Here is a 13,087-nt window from a genome sequence, read left to right as displayed (position 1 = left end):
TGGTGATTGTTTAATGATTACCGGGGATGTATTATCTAAACACCCGGTTGCACAACATCAGGAGATTGAAAGGGTATTGATACTTACCGTAACTGCCGGAGAGGGACATACCAGGGCAGCAATAGCGGTAAAACAACAGTTATTAAAAAACAATCCCGCTGCCCAAGTGCAAATACTAGATACTTTTCGTTACACCAGCCCTAGGCTGGAAAAAGTGGTATTGGGAACTTATATTGAAGTAATTAAAATTTCACCGGTGCTTTATAAGTACCTTTATAATCAGTCAGAAAAGGGGCAACCCTTAGGGGGTTTTGCTAAGGCAGAATTCACTAAAATTATGACTAGATTGGTGGCACCAAAATTATTGTCCCTTATTGATGACTTAGAGCCACAGATTATTTTTTGCACGCACCCCTTTCCGTTGGGTATTTTGTCTACTTTAAAAGAAAAAGGCCAGTTGACAGTGCCAGTGATGGCGGCCATTACAGACTTTACTGTTCACTCATACTGGGTATATCCCCAGGTGGATTGCTATTGTGTTGCCAATGAACAATTGATACCTCGGTTTGCTGATTATGGTTTTGATTGCCAAAGGGTGACTGCAACTGGTATACCCATTGACCCAATTTTTAACGCAGACAATGATAAAGTTTTTTTCCGGGAGCAATTGGGTTTGGATGCCAAGTTACCCACAGTCCTTATAACCGGTGGTGGCTTAGGCATAGGCCCATTGGAAGAAGTTGTTAAAACACTGGGTTCGAGAAAAGATTGTCAACTAATAGTGGTATGTGGCAAAAATACTTCACTGAAAGACAAGATTAACAAATTACTGGCTAAGATCAGTGGCAACATACAGGTGTACGGCTTTGTAAATAACATTCATGAACTGATGAAAGCCTCGGACCTAATGATAACAAAAGCCGGGGGATTAACCTGTTCTGAGGCATTGGCGGTGGGGTTACCACTATTAATTATCGACCCCATACCAGGGCAAGAGGAAAGGAATGCTGAATTTTTAGTTAATCAGGGTGCAGCGGTTAATGTAAAAAATCATACACAATTATTAATAGAAATTGATAAATGCTTACAAGATAATCAATACTTAAAGGGCTTGACAATGGCTTCTGCAAAAACTGGGAGACCCAGAGCTGCCCAAGGGGTGGTTAATTTAATGCAGCAGTTAATCCAAGGGTAAAAATGACTAGGGGGACAGGATGGTGACTACAGCGGAGAGACTAATTGCTGAATTACTTCCTGGTTCTGAGGTGACCGAAGTGCAGGTAGATACCCAGCAGAGAAGCTGGTGTATTTACCTGATGGCAAAGGGACCCTATGACAATGGAGTCATTAAGCAAGTAGAGCAAGATATGTGCGATATTGTTCCCGAACTTGAAAGTGTTCAGTTAGTGCTAGTTAATCCACTAACTGAACAACAAGTGATAGATAAAATGCCTCAACTTTGGCAAGGGCTAGTTAATTATATTATGGCTGAAATGCCTGCTGTTAATGGCTGGTTAAAAAGTGCTAGGTATAATTATGCCGCTGGTACTTTAACCATCACTGTGAATAATAATTTAGGCCTAAAAGTATTACAAGAGCGTAACTGTCAACAATTAATGGCATTAAAGTTGGCTAAGCAAATTGGTTTTAGGCCTAAGTTGGTATTGCAATGTGAAAACGAAAATAATGAAGAAACCCTAATGGAATGGCAGAAAAAGACCGAACACCAGTTGGTGAAGCAAATCCAAGTCAGCAATCAAGAGGTTGCCACCAAAAGCAGGCCAGTGCCTAATAACAGTAACAAATCTACACCCGCTATACCGGGTGTTTTTGTTGGTCGCGCTATTAAAGACCAACCAGTGCCGTTAATATCTATCCAAGAGGAAGAGCGGCAGGCGATAGTTCAGGGGAAAGTGTTTGGCCGGTCAACCCAAGAATTACGCAGCGGTCGACACTTATTAACCTTTAACATTACCGACGGCACCGATTCACTAACAATAAAAAAATTCGTAGATAAAGAGAACATTGAGGCCATTGATAATATCAAAGATGGCATTTGGGTAAAGGTGCGGGGGCCAGTGCAACATGATAAATATTCCCAAGAACTGACCTTAATGGCTTATGATATAAACCAAGCTGAAGTGTTGACGGAAGAACGGGTGGATCAGGCCGAAGAGAAAAGAGTGGAATTGCACCTACACACCAAAATGAGTGCTATGGACTCAGTGTTGGATGCTGCCACCGCAGTGAAGCAGGCGGCTAAATGGGGTCATCCGGCGGTGGCCATTACTGACCATGGAGTGGTGCAGGCTTTTCCCGAGGCCTATAGTGCCGGAGAAAAGGCTGGTATTAAAGTTATCTACGGTGTGGAAGGTTACTTGATTGATGACGGTGTTCCAGTGGTAGAAAATCCTATCGATAGTGGGTTGGTTGAAACTGAATTTGTGGTTTTCGACTTAGAAACCACTGGGTTTCATCCCCGGACCGACGATATTACCGAAATTGGTGCAGTGAAGCTGCGTGGTTTTGAGGTGGTGGATAGGTTTTCCACTTTGGTGCGCCCCAATAAAAAAATTCCACCCCAGGTGGTCAAACTTACGGGTATTACTGACGAGATGGTTCAAGATGCGCCCATGCCAGCGGAGGCATTGGAAAAGTTTTACCGATTTGTGGGTAAGTCTGTATTGGTGGCTCACAATGCCTCCTTTGATGCGGGCTTTATTAGAGTACACTTTGCCAAACATTTAAATGTGACTATAGACAATGCGGTGTTAGACACACTGACGTTGGCCCGCTGCCTTTATCCCAACCTAAAGAATCATAAATTGAATACACTGTGTGCAGAATTTAAAGTGGCTTTAGAAAATCATCACCGGGCAGTGGATGATGCCGAGGCCACCGCCCATTTGTTAAATATATTTTTAGAACAGTGTCAAAACCAAGGGATTAATCGCATTGTGGATTTAAACAAATTAACTGGTAGCGCTCATATGGATAAGGCCAAACCTTATCATGTGACGATACTAACCCAAAACCAGTCGGGATTAAGGAACCTTTATAAGTTAATTACCCAATCTCACCTTAACTACTATTATCGTCGTCCCCGGATACCCAAAAGCCTGCTCAAAGCTTATCATGAAGGTTTACTGATTGGTTCAGCATGCGAGGCCGGTGAATTATTTAAAGCCATTATGGCTGGTGAACCTGAGGATAAAATTAAAAAAATATTATCCTTATATGATTATCTGGAAATTCAACCTTTGGGCAATAGTAAGTTCTTGGTGGATAGTGGTCAACTGCAAAATATTGAGCAACTGAAGGAAATATATAAAACCATCTATCAGTTAGGTAATAAATATAATAAACCAGTGGTGGCCACCGGTGACGTTCATTTTCTAAATCCGGAGGATGAAGTTTACCGACGAATTTTAATGGGGGGCCAAGGCTTTAGTGATGCCGATAATCAACCACCGTTGTATTTTAAAACCACTGATGAAATGTTAGCGGAGTTTCAGTATCTTGGCCATGAGGCCGCTTATGAAGTGGTGGTGAAAAACCCACAGAAAATAGCAGAACAAATTGAAAGAATACGGCCTATTCCTAAGGAAACTTTCCCGCCAAAAATTGAGGGCGCGGAACAACAAATTACCGATATGTCTGAAAGCAAAGCAGTAGAACTATACGGTTCACCACTGCCACAGGTGGTAAGGGAACGGTTAGATAAAGAGTTAAAATCCATTATCGGCAATGGTTTTGCTGTACTTTATTTAATTGCTCAAAAACTGGTTAAGAAATCCAATGATGATGGATATTTGGTAGGTTCAAGGGGATCTGTAGGTTCATCACTGGTGGCTACATTAACTGGTATTACCGAGGTTAATCCGTTACCGCCTCATTATCGTTGTACCCATTGTAAGCACAGTATTTTTATTCAAGATGGCAGCTATAACTGTGGCCCGGATATGCCCGATCAAAATTGTCCCCAATGTGGTACCAAAATGTTCAAAGATGGACAAGATATACCCTTTGAAGTATTCTTAGGCTTTGAGGGAGATAAAGTGCCTGATATCGACCTAAACTTCTCTGGTGATTATCAAGCAAAGGCCCATAAATATACTGAGGTGCTATTTGGTAAAGGTAACGTATTTAAAGCTGGTACCATTGGCACCATTGCGGAAAAAACAGCCTATGGCTTTGTCAAGAAATATCTAGATGAAAGACATTTGGTCAAAAGGGAAGCAGAAATTTCTCGTTTGGTTGCAGGATGTACCGGTGTAAAACGCACCACCGGCCAACATCCTGGAGGTATCATAGTAGTTCCTGATTATGTAGATGTACATGATTTTACACCGGTGCAACATCCGGCGGATGATAAAAAGAGTGGTATTATTACCACTCACTTGGACTATCACTCCATCCACGACAACTTAGTCAAGTTAGATATTCTAGGACATGACGATCCGACGGTAATTAAAATGTTAGAGGATTTAACCGGAGTAAATGCTAAGGAAATTCCGTTGGACGATCCTCAAACCCTAAGTATTTTTTCCAGTACCGAAGCACTGGGGGTAACCCCGGAACAGATCAGATCACTGGTGGGTTCTTACGGTGTCCCTGAATTTGGCACCAAGTTTGTTAGGCAAATGTTGGTTGATACTAAACCCACCACCTTTGGTGAGTTGGTGCGAATATCAGGGTTTTCTCATGGTACTGATGTTTGGTTGAACAATGCCCAGGATTTAATCAAGTCAGGCACCTGTAAACTTGGGGAAGCAATTTCTGCCCGTGACGACATCATGATTTATTTGATTCACAAAGGATTGCCGCCAAAGCAGGCCTTTAAAATCATGGAGAAAGTGCGCAAGGGTAAAGGGGTGTCAGAAGAAGATGCAGAAGATATGCGACAGCACAATGTACCTGAGTGGTACATTGAATCCTGCCGAAAAATTAAATACATGTTCCCTAAAGCCCACGCCACTGCCTATGTAATGATGGCTTTCCGCATTGCATGGTTTAAAGTAAATTACCCCGAGGCATTTTATGCCACTTACTTTACCGTACGGGCAGATGATTTCGATGCAGACTTAATTGTTCAAGGACAACAGGTGATTTTAAAAACCATTGAAGAAATTGAGGCTAAAGGGGTTACAGCGTCACAAAAGGAAAAGGGTTTGCTCACAGTTTTGGAATTGGCACTGGAAATGTATGCTCGGCAGATTAAGTTCAAGCGCATTGACCTAATGGCATCCGATGCCACCAAATTTTTGATTGTCGATGATCATCAATTGTTGCCTCCCCTTGCCAGTCTACAAGGTGTGGGCGAAACCGCTGCCCACAGCATAGTCAAAGCCAGAGAAGAAGGCCCCTTCACCTCAATAGAAGATATGCGGCTGCGGGCAAAGGTATCGAAAACAGTAATTGAAACTTTGCAACAACATGGCTGTTTGGACGGTATGGAAGCAACCGATCAGTTAAGCTTGTTTTAAAAGAATATTTTTTGTAAAGCAGGTAATAATAGTGGCATATAAAGTAACGAGTAGCAACCGTAGCAGTTATCACTTGTCAACAATTGGTTGTTATGATATACTATCTGTGGTGTTTATTGAGTTGGGAACGTCGTTTTTAAAAGAGTGGGTTGCACCCACTCTTTCGTTTTATCACGATACATGTTGAGGGAGGCCCCAAACTAAATGAGTAAAAAAGTTACCGAACTGGTAGAAGAACTTGCTAAACCTATAGTTGATTCTTTGCAATTAGTACTGGAAGATGTGGAGTACGTAAAAGAAGGGGCACAATGGTATTTGCGAGTGTTTATCGACAAACCTGACGGTATAGATTTGGATGATTGCCAGGCTGTATCAGAACAACTGGAAGAGGTGCTAGATAAACTAGATCCAATACCAAACTCATACATATTGGAAGTTTCATCCCCTGGTATTGAACGTCCGCTGAAAAAACCTGAGCACTTTCAACGCTTTGCAGGAAGTAAAGTATTAGTAAAGACCTTTGCGCCGATTGATGGTAAAAAAGAATTTATCGGTCAATTACAGGGTATAAATGACAATATGGTGTCAGTTGAAATTGATGGTAAAGAAATGATGATTTCTTTGGATAAAATAGCTTCGGCTAAATTAATGGTAGAATTTTGAATTATTTAGGAGGCTAACAAATGAATAGTGAGTTTTTAGATGCATTGTATGACCTGGAAAAGGAGAAAGGTATTTCGGTAGATATACTCCTGGAAGCGATAGAAGCGGCTTTGTTATCCGCCTACAAGCGCAACTTTGGCTCGGCCCAGAATGCCAATGTAGTCATTGATAGAGCAACCGGGGATTTTAAAGTGTTTTCCCAAAGAACAGTAACTGATGATGTTATTGACGACAGATTAGAAATATCTTTAGAAGAAGCCCAGGCCATAGATCCCAATTATAGCCTGGGCGATGTTGTGGAAACAGAGGTGACGCCGAAAAATTTTGGTCGTATTGCCGCGCAAACTGCGAAACAGGTGGTGGTACAACGAATCAGAGAAGCGGAACGCAATGTCATTTATGAAGAGTACGCCAACAGAGAGGGGGATATCATCTCTGGGACTATTCAACGGGTTGAACAGAAAACAGTCTATATTGAACTCGGTAAAACCGAGGCTATCTTAGCACCTTCTGAACAAATACCCACTGAAAACTATTACCCCGGCATGAGATTGAAAACATATATTATTGAAGTGCGCAAAGGCTCTAAAGGACCACAAATTTTAGTTTCCCGCACTCACCCAGGTTTGTTAAAGAGATTGTTTGAAATGGAAGTGCCAGAATTACAAGATGGCGTAATTGAACTTAAATCTGTGGCCCGGGAAGCTGGTACCCGCTCAAAAATTGCTGTGTATTCCAGAGATGAAAATGTGGACCCGGTGGGGGCTTGCGTTGGTCCAAAGGGTATGCGAGTGCAAAACATAGTGGGTGAGCTTAATAATGAAAAAATTGATATTGTCAAATGGGATACAGATCCATCAAAATATGTGGCCAATGCCCTTTCACCGTCTAAAGTAGTGGCAGTTGAAGTTTGGGAGGATGAAAAGGTTGCCCGGGTAATTGTACCGGATTATCAGTTGTCCTTAGCCATTGGCAAAGAAGGTCAAAATGCTCGTCTAGCTGCTAAACTGACAGGTTGGAAGATAGACATCAAAAGCGAATCACAAATGAAAGAAATTTATCCAGAATACAATCAGTATGATGCGACCAGTGAATATTACGATAACGACGACATTGACGATTATATAGACGATTATATAGAGGATTATGTAGAGGAAACCACAGATGAATTGGATGTTGCGGATACTAAGCCCAATGATGATATTGAACCAAAGGACTTATAAAGCGTAACAAGTGGATGGAAGAGGGGTTGAAAGTGCACAAAGTAAAAAAGAAACCATTGCGTATGTGTGTTGGTTGTCAGGAAATGAAACCTAAAAAAGAATTGGTCCGGATCGTGCGTACCCCTGATGAGGCTATAGAGATTGATTATACTGGTAAAAAATCAGGGCGGGGCGCATACATCTGCCCACAACTGGAATGTTTAGTCAAGGCGGAAAAGGGAAAAAGGTTGGAAAAATCTTTCAAACAAAAGATTGGTAGTGATGTTTACCAGGACCTAAAGCAGGAGTTGAGCAAAGGTGAATAAACAAGCTGCCAATATGTTAGGGCTTTGTCAGCGAGCAGGTAAATTGCTTTCTGGAGATTGTCAGGTTAAAAATAGTATTAAGGACAATAGGGCAAAGTTGGTAATTTTAGCAACCGATGCCTCAGAGCGCACCAAGAAAGATTATATATACTTGGCAAAAGCTAATAAAATCCCCTTAATACAATTCTCATCTAAAACAGAATTGGGCTTATCGGTTGGAAAAGCTCGTCGAGCTGCTCTGTCTATTATAGATACCAACTTTGCCAAGGGAATTCATCAGATAATAGGAGGGGGAGAGGCGTAGAGACTCTACGCCATCTTACGGAGGTGGATATATGACAAAAAAAAGAGTGCATGAAATAGCCAAAGAGTTAAACATAGAAAGTAAGGAAGTTATGCAAAGACTTTCTAAAATGGGCATTAGTGTTAAATCTGCTCTTAGTGTGGTGGAAGAAAGTGATTACAAAAAAATAGTACACAGCAATAATAACCCCAAGGCAGTAAACACACACAGTAATGAAAATAATGGCCCAGAAAAAAGGAATGATAATAAGCGAAAAACTAACCAGGATCATACTCCAGGGGTTGTGGACAGGGTACCCTCTCGCCCACCGGATCGCCGTTTTGAAGAACGCAAACCTAATAATACACAGGGTGGTAAAAACAGAACGGGTGCACAGGGTGGACCAAGCAGGTTTAACAATAATGCCCAAAGTGCTCATGGTGATAAAAAGCATACAGGGACCCAAGGTAATAAACCCCAAGGTGAACGCCCACAGGGTAACAAACCCCAAGGCAATAGACCCTATGGTAATCGTCCCCAGGGTAACAGACCCCAGGGAGATAGCCCCTATGGCAACAAGCCCCAGGGTAACAGACCCCAAGGGGATAGACCCTATGGTAACCGTCCCCAGGGTAACAGACCCCAAGGAGACAGACCCTATGGTAACAAACCCCAGGGCAACAGACCCCAGGGAGATAGGCCCTATGGCAACAAGCCCCAGGGTAACAGACCCCAAGGAGATAAACCCTATGGTAATCGTCCCCAGGGTGGGGGTAGACCCAATAATCGTTCCTATAATAAGCCAGCTAAAGATAGAGATATAGCTATACCAAAACCAGATCCAGTGGTGGCTGCCCAGGCTAAGGCCAAGGCCCAGGAAAGACCCCGTAGTGAGCAACGTAAGTCTAATAAGCCTTTTTCCAAGGATTTAAGGGCTGAATCCCATGATAAAAAGGAAAACGTGTTTAATAAACATCAACATCGCAAAAAGCATAAAAACAAAAAAGCTGAGAAACAATTGCCCGGTCAGCCAATGGAAAAGAAACCAATTACCATTGGCGAAAGCCTTACTGTGCAACAATTGGCAGAAAAACTGCGCCGTACAGCTGCAGACGTCATTAAAGCATTAATGAAATTAGGCGTTTTGGCAACTATCAATCAGGAAATAGATGCTGATACTGCAACACTAATTGCTAATGAATTTGGCTATGAAGTAATTATCAAGCATGAAGAAGATATTGAAGAAACTATTATGGCCGAAGAAGCAGATAACGAAGAAGATTTAGAGTTGCGTCCGCCGGTGGTTACAGTAATGGGTCACGTTGACCACGGTAAAACATCTCTGTTAGACGCCATCAGAGAGACTGATGTTACAGCCACCGAAGCGGGTGGTATCACTCAACATATTGGTGCCTATCAAGTTGAAAAGAATGGTAAAAAAATTACTTTCTTAGATACACCAGGCCACGCTGCTTTTACAGCCATGAGAGCTCGAGGCGCCCAGGCAACAGATATAGCTATCTTAGTGGTGGCGTCTGATGACGGTGTGATGCCACAAACAATAGAGGCCATCAACCATGCTAAAGCTGCCGAAGTACCAATTATTGTGGCTATTAATAAAATGGATAAACCCGAGGCCAATCCCGATCGGGTTCGTCAGGAATTGACCAATTATGGCTTAGTGGTGGAACAATGGGGCGGTGATACCATTAGCGTTGAAGTTTCTGCCATTAAACGCCATGGTTTAGATGAGTTGTTGGAAATGATTTTGTTAGTGGCTGAAATGCAAGAACTGAAAGCCAACCCCAATCGGTTAGCCAGAGGTACTGTAATTGAGGCCGAATTAGACAAAGGTCGTGGACCAGTGGCCACTGTACTGGTGCAGAATGGTACTCTGAATGTTGGAGACACTGTTGTGGTAGGTAGTGCCCATGGACGCGTCAGAGCAATGATGGATTATCGCGGTAGAAGGGTTAAAACCGCTGGCCCATCTACTCCAGTGGAAGTATTGGGTTTAAATAGTGTACCCGGGGCTGGCGATGTACTGGTTGCGGTAAAGGATGAGAAAACGGCTAAAGCCGTTGCTGAAAAGAGAGTGAACAAAAAACGGGAAGAAGAACAGAAAATCACCACCAGATTATCGCTGGATGATTTATTTAAGAATATTAAAGAAGGAACTATTAAAGAATTGCCCATTGTAGTGAAGGCTGATGTGCAAGGCTCGGTGGAGGCATTGAGACAGTCTTTAGAGAAGCTTTCTAACGAAGAAGTAAAAGTGTCTCTGGTGCACGGCGGTGTTGGGGCGATTACCGAAACTGATATTATGCTGGCCTCAGCATCCAATGCCATTGTAATTGGCTTTAATGTTAGACCGGATGTTAACGCCCAAAGGGCAGCAGAGGCTGAAAAAATTGACTTGCGCACCTACCGCGTCATTTATGATGCCATTGATGACATTAAAGCAGCAATGAGTGGTTTGTTGGATCCTGAGTATAAAGAAGTGGTAATTGGTCAGGTAGAAGTGCGTAAAATATTTAAGGTATCTAAAGTAGGGACCATTGCTGGTTGCTATGTGGTTGAAGGTAAAATTAACCGCGATGCCGGTGTGCGAGTAATTAGAGATGGCATTGTTGTACATGAAGGTAAATTGGATACATTAAAACGTTTTAAAGATGATGCCAAAGAGGTAGCCCAAGGTTATGAATGTGGTATTACCATTGAAAGATTTAATGATATTCAAGAGGGAGATGTTATTGAGGCTTTTGTTACCGAAGAAATTAAAAGAGAATTGGCCTAATAATATCTAAATTACAGGAGGTGTGTTGGATGTCACACCGCACAAGTAGAATGGCGGAAACCATTAAGCAACAAGTGGCTGAGATAATTCAGCACGGGCTAAAGGACCCGCGAGTGGGATTTGCCAGCATCACAATGGTGGAGGTTTCCGGTGACAAGCGGCATGCAAAGATATATGTTAGCGTGTTGGGTGATGATGCCAAAGCTAAAGAAACGATTAAGGCACTAAAAAATGCCCAGGGTTACATTCGTACCGAGTTAAGTAAACGGTTAAAGGTGCGTTTCACACCAGAAATTATTTTTGAATTGGATTCATCCATCAGCCATGGAGTTAAAATCATGGAGGTATTAAAACAAGTAGAAATTAAAGAGGATCAAACGCGCAATGAATAGTCTGGCGGATATTGCAATGGCCTTAAAAGCCTCACAAAATGTTATTATTTCGGGGCATATAACGCCCGATGGGGATAGTATTGGTTCAACCATTGCATTGGGGTTGGCTTTAAAGAAGGCTGGTAAAAAGGTCACCATGGCCAGCCCTGATCCATTGCCAGACAACTATCTGTTTTTGCCCGGTGCTGATTTGGTGGTTCATGGTTTGCCGGCACAACAGTACGATACGTTCATTGTGGTGGACTGCTCGGTACCTGACCGTCTAGGTAAGCATCTGGTTAGTCTACTTAATGATGGGGTTACGGTGGTGAACATAGACCATCATGCCAGCGAATCCACCTTCGGTGATCTGAGTTATATTGACTCTCAGGCCGCTGCCACCGGTGAAATAATCTATGATTTATTAGTGGAAATGGGTACTGTGATCGATAAAGAGATGGCGATCAATTTATATACTGCCATTGTCACCGATACAGGTTCCTTCAGATACGAGGGAACCTCTGCAGAAACCCATAGGCGTGTGGCATCTTTACTGGAGTGTGGGGTGCCAGTGGCTAGGCTTTCTAAATTAATCTTTGATGAAAAGCCGTTAGAAGTGATCAAAGTACTTAAGGAAGCATTGCCAACTTTAACGGTATCCCAATGTGGTAAAGTTGCTTGGATTTCCTTTGACTGGACCAGCAAAGAAAAGACCGGGGCCAAGGACGAGCATACCGACAACCTAATTAGTTACCCCCGACAAATAAAAGGTGTGGAAGTGGCACTTTTATTTAGAGAGCAGGCCCCTAATATGATAAAAGTTGGTATGCGTTCCAATTATTATGTCGATGTCAATCAGCTGGCTGGGTTATTTGGCGGCGGTGGACATAAAAGAGCTTCTGGTTGTCAAATGGCTGGCAATATAGAAGAAGTAAAAGAAAAAGTGATCACAGCTGCTTTGGCTGCAGTTAAAAGAGGACAATAGCATGAATGGAACAGGTGTTGTAAATATTTTAAAGCCACCTGGAATGACATCCCACGATGTGGTGGACTTGGTACGCAAAGTGTTTAAAACCAAAAAAGTGGGACATACTGGCACTTTAGATCCTGCCGCTGCAGGTGTGTTGCCGATAACAGTGGGCAGGGCCACTAAAATTTCCCAATATATTACAGGTGCCGATAAATTTTATCGAGCAGAGATAACACTGGGAATTAAAACTGATTCTTTGGACGCAGAGGGGCGGGTGTTGAGGAATATAGATGCCTCGGCCATCACAGAATTGGATTTTAGACAGATATTAAATGGCTTTGTGGGCAATATTCAACAGGTACCGCCAATGACTTCCGCCATTAAAATTGGTGGTAAAAAATTATATGATTTACACCGTCAAGGCGTTGAAATAGAGCGACCGGCCCGCAGTGTCAATATTTATAGTATTGATCTGGTGTGGTCTACCGGTTGGGGTACCGAGCATCCCCGGGTGTTGTTTGATGTTCATTGTTCTAAAGGGACATATATTCGGACACTATGTGATGATATCGGTGATAAATTAGGTGTTGGCGCTCATATGAGTTTTTTACTGAGGACTGGTGTCGGTGCTTTTAAAATAGAAAATACAGTGACTATTGAGGATTTGCAAAATAGAGCAAATGCCTCTGAGGTTTTAATTTCAATGGATGATGCCCTGTTAGATTATCCACAGGTATTGGTGAAAGATAAAGCAATTAAGTCGGTTTTGTCCGGTGCTAAATTGTACCCCCCAGGAGTGCAGCAGCAGCCAAAACAACTTGAAGTTGGAGAAATAGTTAGGCTAAAGGCTAACAATGAACTATTGGCTTTAGCGGAAGTGCAGATGGAAATTGAACCGGAAACACGACTGGTGTATAAACCAATATGTATATTGCAAATTAATCTCTAAACTGATATTTTCTACATACCTATAATAAAGCAACGTGTTA

General features: G+C 42.4%; 10 protein-coding genes. All 10 read left to right on the top strand.

What is annotated here, in order from left to right; all coding sequences use genetic code 11:
- Positions 1-13 precede the first annotated feature (13 nt).
- The 10 genes from V6C27_04695 to truB all read left to right on the top strand — a co-directional run bounded on the left by V6C27_04695 (position 14) and on the right by truB (position 13,047).
- The gene (locus V6C27_04695) at positions 14-1,195 is read left to right on the top strand and encodes a glycosyltransferase (protein ID MEG6615725.1); all 1,182 of its coding nucleotides are present in this window, start codon (positions 14-16) and stop codon (positions 1,193-1,195) included.
- A 22-nt stretch (positions 1,196-1,217) separates the two neighbouring features.
- Positions 1,218-5,486, top strand: a complete 4,269-nt coding sequence (locus V6C27_04690; GenBank protein MEG6615724.1) for a PolC-type DNA polymerase III — start codon at positions 1,218-1,220, stop codon at positions 5,484-5,486.
- 204 nt (positions 5,487-5,690) lie between these two features.
- Positions 5,691-6,149 carry a ribosome maturation factor RimP gene (rimP, locus tag V6C27_04685; GenBank protein ID MEG6615723.1) on the top strand — a complete coding sequence of 153 codons (459 nt, stop codon included), beginning with the start codon at positions 5,691-5,693 and terminating at the stop codon, positions 6,147-6,149.
- 20 nt (positions 6,150-6,169) lie between these two features.
- Complete coding sequence (nusA, locus tag V6C27_04680; protein MEG6615722.1) at positions 6,170-7,372, top strand: transcription termination factor NusA; 1,203 nt, start codon at positions 6,170-6,172, stop codon at positions 7,370-7,372.
- Between the two features lie 32 nt (positions 7,373-7,404).
- The gene (locus V6C27_04675; protein ID MEG6615721.1) at positions 7,405-7,677 is read left to right on the top strand and encodes a YlxR family protein; all 273 of its coding nucleotides are present in this window, start codon (positions 7,405-7,407) and stop codon (positions 7,675-7,677) included.
- The gene (locus V6C27_04670; protein MEG6615720.1) at positions 7,670-7,981 is read left to right on the top strand and encodes a ribosomal L7Ae/L30e/S12e/Gadd45 family protein; all 312 of its coding nucleotides are present in this window, start codon (positions 7,670-7,672) and stop codon (positions 7,979-7,981) included. Before V6C27_04675 ends, V6C27_04670 begins: the two co-directional genes overlap by 8 nt.
- 31 nt (positions 7,982-8,012) lie before the next feature.
- Positions 8,013-10,757, top strand: coding sequence for a translation initiation factor IF-2 (infB, locus tag V6C27_04665; protein MEG6615719.1), 2,745 nt, complete (start codon positions 8,013-8,015; stop codon positions 10,755-10,757).
- Positions 10,758-10,786: 29 nt separating this feature from the next.
- Positions 10,787-11,149 (top strand): 30S ribosome-binding factor RbfA, encoded by a 363-nt coding sequence (gene rbfA / locus V6C27_04660; GenBank protein ID MEG6615718.1) that lies wholly within the window; start codon positions 10,787-10,789, stop codon positions 11,147-11,149.
- A 16-nt stretch (positions 11,150-11,165) separates the two neighbouring features.
- Positions 11,166-12,113: a bifunctional oligoribonuclease/PAP phosphatase NrnA gene (locus V6C27_04655; protein MEG6615717.1), complete on the top strand. Its 948-nt coding sequence runs from the start codon at positions 11,166-11,168 to the stop codon at positions 12,111-12,113.
- A 1-nt stretch (position 12,114) separates the two neighbouring features.
- Positions 12,115-13,047, top strand: coding sequence for a tRNA pseudouridine(55) synthase TruB (gene truB, locus V6C27_04650; GenBank protein MEG6615716.1), 933 nt, complete (start codon positions 12,115-12,117; stop codon positions 13,045-13,047).
- Positions 13,048-13,087: the final 40 nt, after the last annotated feature.

The organism is Peptococcaceae bacterium 1198_IL3148, from assembly GCA_036763105.1.
GTDB lineage: Bacteria > Bacillota > Desulfotomaculia > Desulfotomaculales > Desulfohalotomaculaceae > JBAIYS01.
The sequence above is the reverse complement of the archived record's forward strand: the minus strand, read 5'-3'. Positions and strand labels throughout refer to the sequence as shown.

Excerpts from the sequence above, each read along its gene's own strand:
- V6C27_04695 (MEG6615725.1), top strand. The coding sequence starts at position 14 with ATGATTACCGGGGATGTATTATCTAAACACCCGGTTGCACAACATCAG.
- rimP (MEG6615723.1), top strand. The coding sequence starts at position 5,691 with ATGAGTAAAAAAGTTACCGAACTGGTAGAAGAACTTGCTAAACCTATA.
- nusA (MEG6615722.1), top strand. The coding sequence starts at position 6,170 with ATGAATAGTGAGTTTTTAGATGCATTGTATGACCTGGAAAAGGAGAAA.
- infB (MEG6615719.1), top strand. The coding sequence starts at position 8,013 with ATGACAAAAAAAAGAGTGCATGAAATAGCCAAAGAGTTAAACATAGAA.
- rbfA (MEG6615718.1), top strand. The coding sequence starts at position 10,787 with ATGTCACACCGCACAAGTAGAATGGCGGAAACCATTAAGCAACAAGTG.
- V6C27_04655 (MEG6615717.1), top strand. The coding sequence starts at position 11,166 with ATGGCCTTAAAAGCCTCACAAAATGTTATTATTTCGGGGCATATAACG.
- truB (MEG6615716.1), top strand. The coding sequence starts at position 12,115 with ATGAATGGAACAGGTGTTGTAAATATTTTAAAGCCACCTGGAATGACA.